General features: G+C 65.0%; 16 protein-coding genes. 7 read left to right on the top strand and 9 right to left on the bottom strand.

The features are described from left to right. The first annotated feature begins 14 nt into the window (after window positions 1-14). Entirely contained in the window at window positions 15-350 is a 336-nt protein-coding gene (locus JQ591_RS25035) for a hydroxyisourate hydrolase (protein WP_211398622.1), read from the top strand. Here the strand turns inward: JQ591_RS25035 and JQ591_RS25030 are convergent, their stop codons facing one another. Genes JQ591_RS25030 through JQ591_RS25015 form a run of 4 tightly spaced genes read right to left on the bottom strand, consistent with a single transcriptional unit; the run spans window position 351 to window position 4,220 of the window. Then, the gene (locus JQ591_RS25030) at window positions 351-1,166 is read right to left on the bottom strand and encodes an ABC transporter permease (RefSeq protein WP_211398741.1); all 816 of its coding nucleotides are present in this window, start codon (window positions 1,164-1,166) and stop codon (window positions 351-353) included. Then, complete coding sequence (locus JQ591_RS25025) at window positions 1,166-2,029, bottom strand: ABC transporter permease (protein ID WP_211398621.1); 864 nt, start codon at window positions 2,027-2,029, stop codon at window positions 1,166-1,168. The genes JQ591_RS25030 and JQ591_RS25025 overlap by 1 nt, the downstream gene beginning before the upstream one ends. Window positions 2,030-2,049: 20 nt before the next feature. Then, entirely contained in the window at window positions 2,050-3,096 is a 1,047-nt protein-coding gene (locus JQ591_RS25020; protein ID WP_211398620.1) for an ABC transporter substrate-binding protein, read from the bottom strand. A 29-nt stretch (window positions 3,097-3,125) separates the two neighbouring features. Beyond that, the gene (locus tag JQ591_RS25015) at window positions 3,126-4,220 is read right to left on the bottom strand and encodes an ABC transporter ATP-binding protein (RefSeq protein ID WP_211398619.1); all 1,095 of its coding nucleotides are present in this window, start codon (window positions 4,218-4,220) and stop codon (window positions 3,126-3,128) included. A gap of 88 nt (window positions 4,221-4,308) precedes the next feature. Between JQ591_RS25015 and JQ591_RS25010 the strand changes: the two genes are divergently transcribed. Then, the gene (locus JQ591_RS25010; protein WP_211398618.1) at window positions 4,309-5,697 is read left to right on the top strand and encodes an amidase; all 1,389 of its coding nucleotides are present in this window, start codon (window positions 4,309-4,311) and stop codon (window positions 5,695-5,697) included. Here JQ591_RS25010 and JQ591_RS25005 read toward each other — a convergent pair whose 3' ends face one another. Further along, a complete protein-coding gene (locus JQ591_RS25005; protein ID WP_211398740.1) occupies window positions 5,698-6,447 on the bottom strand; it encodes an aspartate/glutamate racemase family protein in 750 nt (249 codons plus the stop codon). 2 nt (window positions 6,448-6,449) lie between these two features. Then, entirely contained in the window at window positions 6,450-7,160 is a 711-nt protein-coding gene (locus JQ591_RS25000; protein ID WP_211398617.1) for a GntR family transcriptional regulator, read from the bottom strand. Window positions 7,161-7,358: 198 nt separating this feature from the next. Here JQ591_RS25000 and JQ591_RS24995 point away from each other — a divergent pair, with 198 nt between their 5' ends. The 5 genes from JQ591_RS24995 to hydA are packed head-to-tail and all read left to right on the top strand — an operon-like array spanning window position 7,359 to window position 12,136. Further along, window positions 7,359-8,363, top strand: a complete 1,005-nt coding sequence (locus tag JQ591_RS24995) for an ABC transporter substrate-binding protein (protein ID WP_211398616.1) — start codon at window positions 7,359-7,361, stop codon at window positions 8,361-8,363. Beyond that, window positions 8,347-9,198, top strand: a complete 852-nt coding sequence (locus tag JQ591_RS24990; RefSeq protein ID WP_211398615.1) for an ABC transporter permease — start codon at window positions 8,347-8,349, stop codon at window positions 9,196-9,198. Before JQ591_RS24995 ends, JQ591_RS24990 begins: the two co-directional genes overlap by 17 nt. Continuing rightward, a complete protein-coding gene (locus tag JQ591_RS24985) occupies window positions 9,198-9,974 on the top strand; it encodes an ABC transporter ATP-binding protein (protein WP_211398614.1) in 777 nt (258 codons plus the stop codon). Before JQ591_RS24990 ends, JQ591_RS24985 begins: the two co-directional genes overlap by 1 nt. A 3-nt stretch (window positions 9,975-9,977) precedes the next feature. Then, window positions 9,978-10,715, top strand: a complete 738-nt coding sequence (locus JQ591_RS24980) for a maleate cis-trans isomerase family protein (RefSeq protein WP_211398613.1) — start codon at window positions 9,978-9,980, stop codon at window positions 10,713-10,715. A gap of 11 nt (window positions 10,716-10,726) precedes the next feature. Beyond that, window positions 10,727-12,136, top strand: coding sequence for a dihydropyrimidinase (hydA, locus tag JQ591_RS24975; protein WP_211398612.1), 1,410 nt, complete (start codon window positions 10,727-10,729; stop codon window positions 12,134-12,136). Between the two features lie 194 nt (window positions 12,137-12,330). Here hydA and JQ591_RS24970 read toward each other — a convergent pair whose 3' ends face one another. The 3 genes from JQ591_RS24970 to JQ591_RS24960 all read right to left on the bottom strand — a co-directional run bounded on the left by JQ591_RS24970 (window position 12,331) and on the right by JQ591_RS24960 (window position 15,309). Continuing rightward, window positions 12,331-13,167 (bottom strand): ABC transporter substrate-binding protein, encoded by an 837-nt coding sequence (locus JQ591_RS24970; RefSeq protein ID WP_211398611.1) that lies wholly within the window; start codon window positions 13,165-13,167, stop codon window positions 12,331-12,333. 66 nt (window positions 13,168-13,233) lie between these two features. Further along, window positions 13,234-13,716 (bottom strand): MaoC family dehydratase, encoded by a 483-nt coding sequence (locus tag JQ591_RS24965; RefSeq protein WP_211398610.1) that lies wholly within the window; start codon window positions 13,714-13,716, stop codon window positions 13,234-13,236. A 9-nt stretch (window positions 13,717-13,725) separates the two neighbouring features. After that, window positions 13,726-15,309: an acyl CoA:acetate/3-ketoacid CoA transferase gene (locus JQ591_RS24960; protein WP_211398609.1), complete on the bottom strand. Its 1,584-nt coding sequence runs from the start codon at window positions 15,307-15,309 to the stop codon at window positions 13,726-13,728. Window positions 15,310-15,324: the final 15 nt, after the last annotated feature.

Raw genomic sequence — 15,324 nt, 5'->3', positions numbered from 1 at the left:
ACGGGAGGGACATTGTGGCAGGCGGTATTTCCATTCACGCGGTCGACGTGGCGAGCGGGCGTCCGGCGCAGGGGCTGCGCGTCGAGATATGGCGGATCGATCCGGACTCCTCGCGCATCGCCGACGGGCGGCTCGGCGCAAATGGCGTGCTCGATCATCCTATTGCCCAGGGCGCTGGTGTGACGGCGGGAGAGTACGAAGTCCTGTTTCATCTCGGCGAGTTCTTTGGCGAGCGCGACGGTTTTCTCACGGTGACGCCGTTCCGCTTTCGCATCAAGGATGTCAACGAGCATTTTCATCTGCCGCTGAAATTCACGCGCTGGGGCTATTCGCTGTTCCGCGGCGCCTGATCAGTTCGTCAGCCGCCGCGACAGTCCCGTGACGCGCTCCATGATCGCGACCATCACAACGGTCGCGATGATCAGCACGCTCGACAGTGCGGCGATGGTGACGTCGAGCTTGCCCTCGAGGTCCTGCCACATCCGGATCGGTAGCATGTCGGTCGCGGCATCGCGCAGGAATAGCGACACCGGCACGTTGTCGAAGGACGACATGAAGGCGATGAAGGCGCCCGCGATGATGCCTGGCCGGATCAGCGGCAGTACGATGCGGCGGAAGGTGTAGAGGCGACTCGCGCCCAGCACCGCCGAGCTCTCGAGCAGGGTCGGTTCGAGCTGGGCCAGCGCCGCAACCGTGTTGCGCACGACATAGGGCACGCAGACCACGGTGTGGCCGATCACCAGCGTCAGCGGCGACACCGGCAGGCCGACCAGCGAGAACAGCATCAAGGCGGCCAGACCAAAAGCCAGTGCCGGGAGCACCAGTGGTGACATGAAAAGGGAATCGAGCAGCCGCGCCGACAGCTTCGGCGAGCGCGAGATCGCCAGCGCGGCCGCGACGCCGAGCACGACGGACAGACCGGTCGCCCACAGCGCGACGATGAGGCTGTTCTTGGCGGCGAAGTGCAGCTGCCAGGCATCCCAGAGCTCGGCGTACCAGCGCAGCGAATAGCCGGGAGGCGGGAATTTCAGCGAGAAGCCGCTGGTGAAGGAGACGATCAGCACCACCAGCGACGGCGCGATGATCACGATCAGCGCGATGATCGCGATCACGGTCATGACCAACTCGAAGCTGATGGCTTCCAAGGTCCGCTTGCGCCCGCTCATCATGCGCCTCCATAGCCGCGCGACAGGCGCCCGAGCGTGGTGAAGACGGAGACGACCGCGAGCACGGCGAGCAGGAAGATGATCGAGATCGCCGATGCAAACGGCCAGTTCTGCAGCGTCGAGGCCTGCTGATAGAGATACATCGGCATGAACAGCATCTGCCCACCGCCGATCAGCGACTGGGTGATGAAGGCCGTGATGGCGGCGGCATAGGTCAGCGTGCAGCCGGCGATCACGCCGGGCAGCGACAGCGGCAGCACGATCCTGAAGAAGGTTCGCCAGCTTCCGGCGCCGAGCGAGCAGGAGGCATCGTCGAGATTGGAGTCGATGCGGCCAAGCGCGGTGATCAGGGGTAACGTCATCAGCGGCATCTGCACCTGCGCCAGCGCGATCACCACGCCGAACTGGGTGTAGAGAAGTTTTAGGGGCGTATCGATGACACCGAGCGATTGCAGCGTCGCGTTGATGATGCCTTGGCGTCCCAGGATGACGATCCAGGCGAAGGTGCGGACCACGACGCTGGTGAGAAGCGGCAGCAGCACGATCAGGATAATGATGGTCTGAAGCTTTGGTCCGACCCGCTGATAGAGCCAGGCGATGGGAAAGCCGAGCACGAGGCAGACGGCCGTCACCTCGGCCCCCAGCAGCAGCGTCGAGCCGAGCACGCTCAGGCTGAAGGGATCGGTGAGGAAGTGCAGGTATTGGCCGAGCCCCCAATGGAGCGCGGCCGTGTCGTTGTGCAGCGAGAGCCATAGCAATTGCAGCAGCGGCGCCACGAAGAAGACCAGGAAGAACAGCGCCAGCGGCGCTGCCAATCCCATCCCGTAAGAGGTGACGTCCCGTGGTGCCGGTGCTGCGCCCATGTCAATATCCTGGGAAGGCCCTAGATCTTGATCTCACGGTTGAAGCGCTCGATCCAGGCCGAGCGCTGCTCGTTGATCTTCTTCCAGTCCTGGAACACGAATTTCTGCTTCAGCTCGGCGGTGTCCTTGGCGAGCACGCGTGCGATCTCGCCGCCCATCGTTACCTTGGAATTGGTCGGCACGATCAGATAGGGCGGGTTCATCAGCGTGGTCTGCACCTCCGCTGTCAGCGCCCCCTCGATCAGCTTGAAGGCAAGCTCGCGGTTCGGCGAGTTCTTGACGATGTGGATCGTGGTCTTGAAGGCGATGGCGCCTTCCTTGGGTGCAACGAACTCGACCGGCACGCCGCGGGCTTTGAGGATCTGGATGGCGTTGAAATTGCCGGGCGAGATGTCGATCTGGCCCTGCTGGAACAAGGTTGCGAGCGCACCGGGATTGGCGGCGACCGCAGCGAGATTGGGCTTCAGCTCCTCGATCGCCTTGAAGCCGGGATCGACATTGGCTTCCGAGCCGCCGCGCATTTTGGCGATCTCGACCAGCCATCCGGTGCCGAGCGTCGAGTTGAGATTGGTGATGCCGACGCGGCCCTTGAATTCCGGCTTCCAGAGATCGGCCCACGAGGTGGGCGGCGTCTTGACGGCTTCCGGATTGTAGGTGAGGCCGACGACCTGGAAGAACGGAGCGGGACCCATCGGCTCCTGCGCTTCGCTGATCAGATCCTTGTAATAGGCGCTCGTCTCGACTGGATACGGCTCGACGAGATCCTGGCCGATGGCGACGAGGGCGGGGCCGGGATCGTGCAGCATGACGTCGATCGGCGGATTGGCCTTGGCGGCATTCACCTTCGCGATCTGGTCGACCGAGAGCATGGGGTCTAGCACGATTGCGGCATCGGCGTTCGCCTTGCGGAAGGCCGGCACCAGCACAGCCTTGTGCGCTTCCTCCCAGCTTCCGGTGAAAGTCGCAAACACCAGCGGGCGGGCCTGAGCAAAACTCAGTCCGGGAAACGCCTTCATGGCGCCCAGTGTGAGCGCGGTCGTCATCAGGCTTCGGCGGTTGAGGATCATGTCGAACTCCCTGTGGACAATGAATGGGTTTAAATTATTGCGGGAAAGGCGTTGGCGAGTGACGCCGCGAGCGGAGCGAGGCGCACCGCGGCGCCGTTCTCCAGCGCGCGCGTCTCGCCAATGCGCGCCTGGGAGACTTTGACGCCGGAGCCGTCGGCGGTCTTGATCTCGTGGACGACGGTGGCGCCTAGCGGCAGCGACATGCCGACCACGCCGGCAAAGCCGGTCTCATCGCCGACGAATTGCAGATGTTCGGGGCGTATACAGACTGTGACGCGGCCGCCCTCGGTGAGGGTGCCACCCGCGGGCCGTGCGATGATCTCCGCGCCTGCATCGAGGCGCACCTTCGCGGCCGTGCGGTCCGCCGATATCACGATGCCGGGCATGCGGTTGCTGGACCCGACAAAAGTGTTCACGAACAAGGTCTCCGGCCGGTCGTAGACATCCGATGGCGATCCGAACTGTTCGAGCTTGCCGTGGCTCAGCACGGCAACGCGGTCGGCCATCGAGAGCGCTTCTTCCTGGTCATGCGTGACGATCAGCGTGGTGATCCCGGAGACGCGTTGCAGTCGCTTGACTTCGATCTGCATGTCGAGCCGCAGATTCTTGTCGAGCGCGGCAAAGGGCTCGTCGAGCAGCAGGATCGAAGGCTTGATCGCGAGCGCGCGGGCGAGCGCGACGCGCTGTTGCTGGCCGCCGGAGAGCTGCCGCGGCAGCCGCTCCGCCATCGACGGCAGTTGCACAAGCTCGAGCAGGCGCTGCGCCTCGCGCTGGCGCGTCGCTTTGTCGATGCCGCGCGCGGCGAGCCCGTAGGCGACGTTCTCGCTGATCGAGAGATGCGGAAACAGCGCATAGTTCTGAAACACGATGCCGACCGCGCGGCGGTTGGGCGGCAGCGCATCGACGATGTCGTCGCCGATGATGATCCGCCCCTGGCTCTGAGCGATGAAGCCGGCGATGATGCGCAGTAGGGTGGTCTTGCCGCAGCCGGAGGGGCCGAGCAGGGCGATGATCTCGCCGCCCTTGATGTCGAGATTGATGTTCTCGACCGCAAGCGCGCCGCTCGGATAGCGGTGGGTGACGGCGTCGACGACGAGCGAACGGCCGCCTTGCGCTTCAGCCATGGTGTTGCCTCCCATTCTCCCGAGGAAGAAAGCAAGTCTCGTGCCCGCGCCGGTCGCTTTTCAACGCGAGTTTTGGCATGGTGGTCCGATGATACCCAAGCCATCGATCTGCGATCTCACCGCCACGGAGCTTGCGCGCGCCATCGCCGGGGGCGAACTGTCCTCGCGTGACGCCGTCGAGGCGCACCTCGCGCGGATTGCGAACCTCGATCCCCAATTGGCGGCGTTCGTCACGGTCGATGCGGAAGGCGCCCGCCGCGCGGCGGACATCTGCGATGCCGCGCCCACGCCGATGGGGCCGCTGCATGGCGTGCCCATGGGGATCAAGGACCTCACCGAAACCGGCGGGCTGACCACCACGTACGGATCGGCTCTGTTCCGCGATCATGTCCCGGCCGAGGACGATCTCGTGGTCGCGCGGCTGCGGCGCGCCGGTGCGATCATTCTGGGAAAGACCAACACGCCGGAATTCGGCTTCGGTGCGGTCTGCAGCAACCGGTTGCGCGGGCCGACGCGCAATCCCTTCGATCCCGCGCTGACCTCCGGTGGATCGTCCGGTGGCTCTGCCGTTGCGGTCGCGGCCGGCATGGTGCCGCTCGCGCACGGCGCCGATTTCGGCGGTTCCGTACGCACGCCCGCAAGTTTTTGCGACGTCGCCTCGATCCGGCCGACGCCCGGCCGCATTCCGTCGCCGCGCCGTCCGCTCGGCTGGGACATGCTGGCCACCCACGGCTTCCTCGCCCGCGGCGTCGATGATCTCGAACGGGCGCTGTCGGTATGCGGGGGAAGCGACGCGCACGATCCGCTCTCGGTCGGCTTTGTCGGTGACGATCGAGCGATCGCAGGGCGTCACCGGATCGCCGTCACGCCCGATTTCGGCGTTGCACCGGTTGCGTGCGACGTCCGAGCCCGCTTTGCCAACGCCTGTGAGGCACTCGCGCGCGTTGCCGATCTCGTGCCCTCGTCGCCCGATTGCGGCGGCGCGATCGAAGCCTTCCGCACGCTGCGCGCCGCACATATCGCCAATAGCTACGACGATCTCTTGAAGACGCGCCGCGCCGAACTGACGCCCACCGTGATCTGGAACATCGAGGCTGGCGCAAAACTCTCCGCCGAGGATTATCTCAACGCCGAGCGCCGCCGCACGGCGATCTATCGCAGCTTTCGCGGGCTGTTTGCGCGTGCCGATTTCCTGGTTGCGCCGGCCGCGTCCGTCTTCCCCTGGCCGAACGAGGTCAGTGACGTCACCGCGATCGACGGCACGGCGCTGGAGACGCCGATCGACTATCTCGCCGTCACCTTCATCGTGTCGCTGGTCGGCTTCCCGGTCCTGACCTTGCCGGCGCGGCGGGGGACAAACGAGCTGCCCTTTGGCATCCAGATCATCGCGCCGCCGGGATGCGAATCCCGCCTGTTTGCCTTCGGCCGTGTCATCGAAAACGAACTGGGTTTTTCGCATCGCTGGCCGCCTCTCTGATCAGCTGTCGCGATGCTCGAGCCGGGCGGCGAGCGCCTCGGCAAGACCGATGGTGGGTTTGGCGGCGGGCCGGCGGAACGTGCCTGCCGTTGCCTTGCGCAAGCGCAGCGCATGAAGCGCTTCGGCCTGCTTCACGGAGGCGACGACTTGATCGACGACGGGGACGGGGATCCGGTCGGCGACGCGTTCGGCGAGGCCCGAAAGCGGCGCGCCGGCGAAGATCAGCACGTCGGCGTCATCCTCTACGATGGCGCGCTGGGCGAGATCGACGAGCACGTCCTCCTTCTCGGTACCGACCTTGGAGATTGCCAGAAACGGCGTATCGAGCATGCGGATGCCCGCACAGCGTTCCCACAGTCCGTGGGCGCGGACGCATTCCTCGTACCAGGGGCCCAATGCCTGCGCGAAGGTGACGATGGCGAAGCGGCGGCCGGCCATGCAGGCGGTCAGCATCGCCGCCTCCGCCATGCCGACGACGGGAATGTCGAAGGTTTCGCGCGCGGCGAACAGGCCGGGATCTCCGAAGGCGGCGATGATCGCGGCATCGACCTTCGTGTGCTGCTCGGCAAGCATCTCCAGCGCGATGGCGCCGCCGATCTGTGCCTCGGTCCGCGTCGCGATATAGGGCACGCCGCGGGTCGCGGTGCAGGGGATCAGCTCGGTCCCGGGCGACGCCGCGCGCTGCCCGACCCCCATCATCAGGTGCGTGACCTCGGTGCTGGTGTTGGGGTTGAGCAGGAGCAGCTTCATTGTCACGCCGCTGTCTGCTTGGCTTGAGAGGTGGCGATCACTTCGAGCAGGGCGGTGCCGGTACGCGCGACGTGCGCGCCAAGCAGGCGGCCGGCCGCTTCGCTGTCGCGCGCCTCGAGCGCCGCCAGAATGTCCGCATGCTCGTCGACCGAATTGCTCCAGCGCCGGTCGGCGCCGAGCGCGAGGTAGCGCGCGCGTTCGGCGCGGGAGATCAGCGTCTCGTGCGCCTCGCGCAGAGGCGTGTTACGCGCCATGCGGACGATGGTGTTATGGATATCGCCGTTGATGGCGAAGTAATCGTCGAGCTTACCGTTGCGATGATGACCCTCCATGCGGGTCTGAAGCGTGCGCAGGCGGGCGAGATCGCGCTCGGTCGCACGCTCCGCGGCAAGCTCTGCGGCCAGCCGCTCGATGCCGGCCAGCGCCTCGAACAATTCCGAGATGCCGTCGACCGCGAGGCCCGCGATGCGCGGGCTGCGGTTGGGGCGGAGCTCGATCAACCCTTCGGCGGCGAGCACCTTCATCGCCTCACGCAAGGGTGTGCGCGACACGCCCAACTCCTTCGACAGTTTGGTCTCCTGGGTCTGCGAACCCGGCGGCAGTTCGCCACGAATGATCATCGTCCGCATCCTCGCGGCGGCGCGTTCATGCAGGCCCATCCTCTTGAGTTTGGGCGACTTTCGTCCCTTCGGCGCTTCCGATTTTGGCTGCACGCGTGCCTCATTTCTCACGTTGATCTTAGCCGTTTCTGGCCCTTTTGCCTGCCCAAAATAGCGACGTATCTCGCTGAAAACAATGGCATAGCGCGTAAATTGTATGCAGCATGCAAAAACCGGATTGCGCTGCGGCGAAGAGCGACGGATGATCCTGCGCGACGCGCGAGATCTCGCGCTTTCGAAACGGAGTAAGCGATGCGGACGAGTTTGCGACTGGGCCTCGTGGTGATGGCGGCGATGTTCGGCGGAGGCGATCTGGCCATCGCGCAGACCGCGAAGATCAAGCTCGGCTACGCCAAATGCGCGCACTGCCTGCCGATGTCGTTGATTTCAGGCATGGCGAAAGGCGTCGAGGTCGAGGCCACCGGCTTCAACTCGGGCAATGACGTGCTGACTGCGCTGATATCGAAGAGCATCGACGTCGCGCAGGTCACCTACCTCCACTACATCACCGCGCTGGACAAAGGCTTTGACGTCGTCGCCGTGTCCGGCCAGATCAACGGCGGCTCGGAATGTCTCTCGTCTACGAAGCTGAACCTTCCGCCTGATGACTGGACCGCGTTCAAGGCGATCGTCGCCAAGGGGAAGAGCGACGGACAGCCGCTGAAGGTCGCGGCGTCCCGCGGCAACGCGCAGGACATCCACATGCGCGGCGCGTTCCTCAAGCAGGGCGTCGATCCCAACAAGGACATCCAGTTCATCAACATTCCCAATCCGTCCGATCATCTCGCGGCGCTCCAGCGCGGCGAGGTCGACATGATTTGCTCGGTCGAGCCGTTCGCCTCGCAGATCCGGCTTGCCGGGGCCGGCAAGCATTTTGTGCTGCCTTACGATCAAGCCGCCGGCAATCTGACCAACCTGATTGTCACGCGTTCGGACGTGATCGCCAGCCAGCGCGCCGGCGTCCAGGGCGTCGTCAGCGCGGTGGTCGAGCTCGACAACAAGCTGATCGCCGACAAGACGCTGTGGATCGACGTCATCAACAAGCTCACCGGCCTCGACAAGACGGTGGCGACCGAGGCGCTGAAAAATGCTTCGCCGGATCCCGCGATCCATCGTGCGCAGACGCTCGCGATCGCCGGGATGATGCGCGACCTCAAATACATCTCGAAGGATGTCTCCGCGGAAGCGGAGAAGAACATGGACTATTCGTTCCTGGAGCAGGCCACGGGAAAAGCCAAGAATGACCTCGGTTACTGACGTTTCGCCGGCAAGGCGCGCGTTTCGACTGACGCGGGTTTTCCAGGGGCTCGAGCGCGTCGTCGTGCCGGCACTGCTGATCGCGGGCTGGGAGGCTTTTGCCCGCAGCGGCATGCTGCCGCCCGCGTTGCTGCCGGCGCCGAGCGCGGTGCTGCATGCGCTCGGCGACTGGGTGTTCGGCTTCGACGAGACAACGCAGACCTATTCCGGCCATTGGCTGCGCGATGCGCTCGCCAGCGCCTTGCGTGTGTTCGGCGGTTTTGTACTTGCAAGCCTGCTCGGCATCCTCGCCGGCGTCGCCATCGGCTGGTCGCGTCTGTTCGAGAAGACGCTGGAGCCGACGCTGCAGATGCTGCGGCCGATCCCGCCGGTGTCCTGGATTCCCCTAGCGATCATCTGGTTCGGCATTGCCGACAAGCCGGCGATCTTCCTGGTCTTCCTCGGTGCCTTCTTTCCCGTGCTGATGAACAGTATTCATGGTGTGAAGACCGTGGACCATAATCTCGTGCGAGCCGGTGCGATGATGGGCGCAAGCCAACGGCAGATGCTGACCGATATTGTGTTGCCGGCGGCGCTGCCCTCGATCTTCGCCGGCCTGCGCATCGCGGTCGGCTCGGCCTGGATGCTGACGGTCACCGCCGAGATGGTGGCGGTGAAGAGCGGCCTCGGCTACGTCTTGTGGGATTCTTACTACTTCCTTCGCTACGACATCGTGCTCGCGGCAATGATCTCGATCGGCCTGCTCGGCTATCTCTCCGATCTCGGCCTCAAGGCGATCATGGCGCACACGCTGCGCTGGCAGCAGACAACCACCGTGCAGGGCAGGGCAGGCTGATGGCGGCCATCGAGCTTCGCAACATCGTCAAGGTGTTTTCCGACAAGCGGCGCGGCCGCGACCTGTTGACGCTGGACAACATCAATCTCGACATCGAGGCCAATGATTTCGTCTGCCTGCTCGGCCCGTCCGGCTGCGGCAAGTCCACCCTGCTCAACATCATCGCCGGTTTCGAGCAGGCGACCTCCGGGCGGACGCTGGTCGACGGCAAGCAGGTGGAGCGGCCCGGCTCGGACCGCGGCGTGGTGTTCCAGCAGCCGACCCTGATGCCGTGGCTGACCGCGATCGACAACATCGCCTTCCACCTCAAGCTCAAGGGTGTCGGCAAGGCCGAGCGGTACGATCGCGCCATGGAGTTCATCGATCTCGTGGGCTTGCGCGGTTTCGAGCATCATCATCCCTCCGAGATGTCCGGCGGCATGAACCAGCGGGTCGGCATCGCGCGTGCACTCTTGATGAATCCGAGCGTCATCCTGATGGACGAGCCGTTTGCGGCGCTGGACGCGCAGACCAAGCTCGAAATGCAGGAGGAGCTGGTTGCGATCTGGCAGAAGCGCCGCTGCACCATCGTGTTCGTGACCCACAGCGTCGACGAGGCGCTGGTGCTTGGTAACAAGATCGTGGTGATGACGAAGCGGCCGGGCCGCATTCGCGAAGCCGTCAATTTCGACCTGCCGCGCCCGCGCGACATCACCAGCCCCGAATTCAATGACGCCAAGCGCCACATCCTGGCCTTGATCCGGGAGGAGTCGACGCGCCTTGCGCAGGCGTCGTAGAGTATGACCATGCGCAAGCGCCTCGGCATGATCACGCCATCCTCCAACTCGGTGTTGGAGCCCGTCACCAGCGCCATGCTGGCCGGCGTGACGGATGTCACTGCGCATTTCTCTCGCTTCCGCGTCACCGAGATCGCGCTCGACGCCGCCGCACTGAACCAGTTCGACGCTTCGGTGATGTTGCCGGCGGCGGATCTGCTGGCCGATGCCAAGGTCGATGCCATCGCTTGGAACGGCACGTCCGCAAGCTGGCTCGGCGTTGGCCGCGACCGAAGCTTGTGCGAGGCGATCACGGCACGCACGGGTGTGCCCGCGACGACGTCCACGCTCGCCTGCATCGATGCTGCCAGCGCGCTCGGCGCCAAACGTATCGGTCTCGTCTCGCCCTATACGGATGACGTGCAGCGGCGGATCGGCGATGTCTGGGCCGAGGAGGGCGTTGGCCCGCATGCCGAGCGGCATCTGGGGCTGCGCGACAACTTTTCCTTCGGCGAGGTCACGCCTGCAACCATCGCAGACATGATCCGCGCGGTGGCGGCAGAGGGCGCCGACGCGGTCGTCATCCTCTGCACCAATCTCGACGGAGCCGCGCTTGCGGCCTCGCTCGAACGGGAGTTGGATATCGCGGTGCTCGACTCGGTCGCGGTCACGCTGTGGCGGGCCCTTAGTCTTGCCGGCGGCGACATCGGGGCTCTCTCCAGTTGGGGCCGGATCTTCCAGACATCGGCGGTCATCAAGTGACGGAGACGGATGTGACGCAGTTCGATCTCGCCGTTCGCGGCGGCACCATCGTGACGGCCAGCGACGAGTTTCGCGCCGATATCGGCATTCGGGACGGCCGCATCGTGAGCATTGCCGACAGCATCCAGGGCGCCGCGCGCGAGATCGACGCGACGGGGCTGCTTGCACTGCCGGGCGGCATCGACAGCCATGTCCACATCTCGCAACCGTCTGGCCCCGACGTGGTGATGGCCGACGATTTTGCGTCCGCAACGCGCGCGGCTGCGGCCGGCGGCAACACCATGGTCCTCCCGTTCGCGCTTCAGGAGAAAGGCACATCGCTGCGGGCCTGCGTCGAGGACTACCGCAAACTCGCCGAAGGCGAATGCTACATCGACACCGCCTTTCATTTGATCATTTCCGATCCCACCGCGGTCGTGCTGGGGCAGGAGCTGCCGGCACTGGTCAGGGACGGCTATACCTCGTTCAAGGTGTTCATGACTTATGACGACCTCGTGCTGAGCGACAAGCAGCTGCTCGAGGTGTTCGAGGTCGCGCGCCGCGAGGAAGCTCTGGTGATGGTCCATTGCGAGGGCTACGACGCCATCCGGTTCCTCACCACGAAGCTGGAACGCGAAGGCCACATCGCGCCCTATTATCACGGCACCTCACGGCCGCAGGCGGTCGAGCGCGAGGCGACGCATCGCGCCATCAGCCATGCCGAGGTGATCGGTGTGCCCATCATGATCGTGCACGTCTCCGGGCGCGAGGCAATGGAGCAGGTGCGTTGGGCCCAGCAGCGCGGATTGCCTGTTCACGCGGAGACCTGCCCGCAATACATCACGCTCACGGCCGACGACATGAAGGGTCTGAACATGGACATCACGGGCGCGAAATATGTCTGTTCGCCGCCGCCGCGCGATGCCGAGAGCCAGCAGGCGATCTGGGAGGGCATCACGACTGGCGTGTTCCAGACCTTCTCGTCCGATCACTGCCCGTTCCGCTACGATGATCCCAAGGGCAAGTTGACGCCGAATGCACGCACCTCGTTCCGCTGGGTGCCGAACGGCATCCCCGGTGTCGAGACGCGGCTGCCGATCCTGTTCTCCGAGGGCGTGTCGAAGGGACGGATCAGCTTGCAAAAATTCGTCGAGCTGACGGCGACCAACCATGCCCGCATTTACGGCCTCTATCCGCGTAAGGGCTCGATCGGTGTCGGCTTCGATGCGGATATCGTGCTGTGGGACCCGAAGCTGAAGAAGCCAATTCAACAGGCCGACCTGCATCACGGCGCGGACTATACGCCGTGGGAGGGCTTTGACGTCACCGGCTGGCCCGTCACCACCATCGCGCGGGGCCGGGTGGTGTACGAGCAAGGCAAGATCGTCGGCGACAAGGGCGCGGGCGAGGTGCTGAGCCGCGGCAAGTCGAGCCTGGTGTGATGCCACGAGCTCAATCGTCATCCTGAGGTGCGCGCTCTTGCGCGCCTCGAAGGATGGGCTGCGAGCGCCCGTAGCTCATCCTTCGAGGCTTCACCTTGCGATGCTGTTGCATCGCAAGGCTCGCACCTCCAGCGACAACCGCTTCGCGGTTGCGCGGGGATGACGGCGGTGAATGTGGCAGGCGCGCCCGTTCCTCAGTTCGTCGGCCCGTCGCCGCGAATAGCGAACGTCGTGGCCTTCAGCTTGGTCATGCCGAACTTGTCGAACAGCTTGTCATAGGTACCGTCGGCGCGGGCTGCGGTCAGCGCGTCGGCGAAGGCTTGTGCGAGCAGCTTGTCGCGGAAGGCGAAGGTGATGTCGGTGCCGGCGATGTCGCGGACCCAGATCTTGGCGATGCCCTTCTGTTCGAGCGCGTTGGCGGTCTCGTTGATGTTGAGCGCGGCCTCGAGCTGGCCGGCGCGCAGCGCCGCCGAGGTCGCGGTGACGGTGGTGAAGGTGCGGAGCTCGATCGGCTTGAGGCCCTTGGCGACCATCTCGGTGTTGAACTCGCGCGCCTTGCGCTCGGTGTAGGTCGCCGATTCGAGGCCCACGACGCGGCCGGCGAGATCCTCGAACTTCTCCAGCTTCAGGCTCGAGGTTGGATCGGTGTAGATGCTGATCGCCTGCTGCGCGTAAGGCACGAGGTAGAGCATCTTCGAACGCTCCTCGGTCCAGAACAGGCCGGTGTTGATGGTGTCGAAGCGGCCGGAGCGCAGTGCCGGGATCATCGGCGGGAAGTCCATGCGCAGGAACACCGGCTCGACACAGATGCGTTTGGCGATCTCGCGGGCGAGCTCGACATTGAGCCCCTGCAACTCGCCCTTGTCGTCGACGAATTGCTGTGGCGGCAGCGTCGGGTTGATCGACATTTGCCATTTCTGCGCCTCGATCAGGCTCGATGCCGGCACTTTCGGCGTACAGGTCTGGGCGTCGGCCGCTTGCGTAAGGCCGACCAGCAAAGCGAGGGCGGAGAAGGTCTTGGGAAGTCGCATCTGAATACTCCAATCAAATCGTGGGTGGCAGAGGAGCCGTTCTCCGGTCCGACGTCTTCGTCGTTGTCACGTGGCCGCCGTCGCGTCGGCTTGCCGGGTCAGGATCAGCGAGATGTGACGGGCAGCCGTCACCACCTCGTCGCGTTGGTTGAGAAGGTCGAGGGTCTCGATGACGATGCCGCGCCCGGGATTCTTGGTCGGCCGCTTCTCGACGAAACGAAAGCGCACGCGCAAGGCGTCGCCGGCGACGATGGGTCCCTTGAACCGCACCTCGTCCCAGCCGAGCGAGGCGACTGAGGTCTCCTCGTACAACTTCAGCTCCGATTTTAGCCCTTCCATCAGCGACAGGCCGAACAGGCCGTGGCCGATCACGGCGGGAAAGCCGCGGGAACGCGCGTAGGCACCATCGAGATGAAGCGGATGATGGTCCCGCGTGACGTCGGCAAAGGTTGCGATATCGGCCTCCGTCACCGTGTGCACGGCGGTCTCGAACTCCGCGCCGAGCGCGATGTCCTCGTAACGGAGATTGATGGGAGCGCTCGTGTCCATGCGTATCCCTCAGGCGACCTTGCGCGGCCGCGCCGGCAACGCCTTGAAGCTCTGCGCGATCCCCATCGGGCCGGACCGGAAGATGCGCGCATCCATGTCCTTCAGTTGCGGGCTGATGCTAGGCCTGAAGCCCATATGGGCGAGAATGTCCTCCTCGAGCCGAACACCCGGCGCGATTTCGGTCAGCGTCACGCTGCCGTTCTCCAGCTCGAACACGGCGCGCTCGGTGATGTAGCTGACATGCTGGCCGCGTTGCGCGGCGAGCGAGGCGCTGAAGCTGATCTGGCCAACTTGCGGCACGAACTTGCGGAACGCACCGTCGCGCCGGATCGCGAGGCGGCCGTTCTCGACGCCGATGTCGAACTTGCCGCCGGTCATGGTGCCGCTGAAGATCAGCCGCTTGGCATTCTGTGTAATGTCGATGAAGCCGCCGGAGCCGTCGCGGCGGTCGCCGAAGCGGGTGACGTTGACGTTGCCGGCTTCGTCCACCTCCGCGAAGGAGAGGAAGGCGCAGGATAGCCCGCCGCCGTCATAGAAGTCGAACTGATAGGCCTGGTCGAGAATGACGCGCGGATTGATCGCGGTGCCGAACTCACGGGCATGGCCGGGCACGCCGCCGACCACGCCGGATTCCACCGTCAGCGTGATCAGGTCGGAGATGCCTTCCTCGGCCGCGACATTCGGGATCATCGCGGAGATGCCGACGCCGAGATTGACGATGTCGCGCGGGCGCAGCTCGAAGGCGGCGCGACGGGCGATTACCCGTCGCTCGGTCAACGGGTCTGGCGTGATCATCGCCTCGGGCACACGCGTTTCGCCGCACCGCGCCGGGTCGTAGACGGTGCCGTAGGTCTGCATCTGGTCGGGTTCGAGCACGACGTGATCGATCAGGAAGCCCGGGATCTTTACCATCTGCGGATGGATCGAGCCACGCTTGACGATCCGCTTCACCTGGCAGATCACGGTGCCGCCGGCATTGTGCACGGCTTGCGCGATCGACAGATCTTCGCGCGTGGTGCCTTCGTGCTCCATGCTGATGTAACCGTCTTCATCGGCGGAGGTGCCGCGGATGATGGCGACATCGGGCGGGGCGGGGACGCGGTAGAGCAGCCACGACTGGCCGTGCAGCTCGAGCAAATCGACCAGCGGCGCGGTGGTGCGCTTGTTCATGCGGCCGCCGTCCTGGCGCGGGTCCATGTAGGTGTTGAGGCCGACATGGGTTAGCACGCCGGGATGTTTCGCCGCCATGGCGCGGCAGAGCTGGCTCATCACCCCTTGCGGGAAGTTGTAGGCGTCGATCAGCTCGTCGCGGACGAGGCGCATGAACGGCACTTGAAGCCCGAAATTGCCGCCGATCACGCGCGCGATCAGGCCTTCATGGGCGAGGTGGCAGAGGCCCTTCTCGGTCACCGCGCCGACGCCGGTGATGTTGATCAGCGTCAGATTGTGCGGGCCCAGGCCACTGATGAAGAGCTGCTCCAGCGCGACGAGGATGGCCTCGGCAGCGCCGGTGCCGCCATTGCCACCGACGATCAGCGTATCAGTGTCGCGGATCAGGCCTGCGGCCTCTGCCGCGGTGATGATGCTCAGCATGCGCGCGCGCTCCGC

It is taken from the genome of Bradyrhizobium canariense, assembly GCF_018130465.1.
Classification (GTDB): domain Bacteria; phylum Pseudomonadota; class Alphaproteobacteria; order Rhizobiales; family Xanthobacteraceae; genus Bradyrhizobium; species Bradyrhizobium canariense_C.
This window is presented reverse-complemented; position numbering and strand designations above follow the sequence as displayed.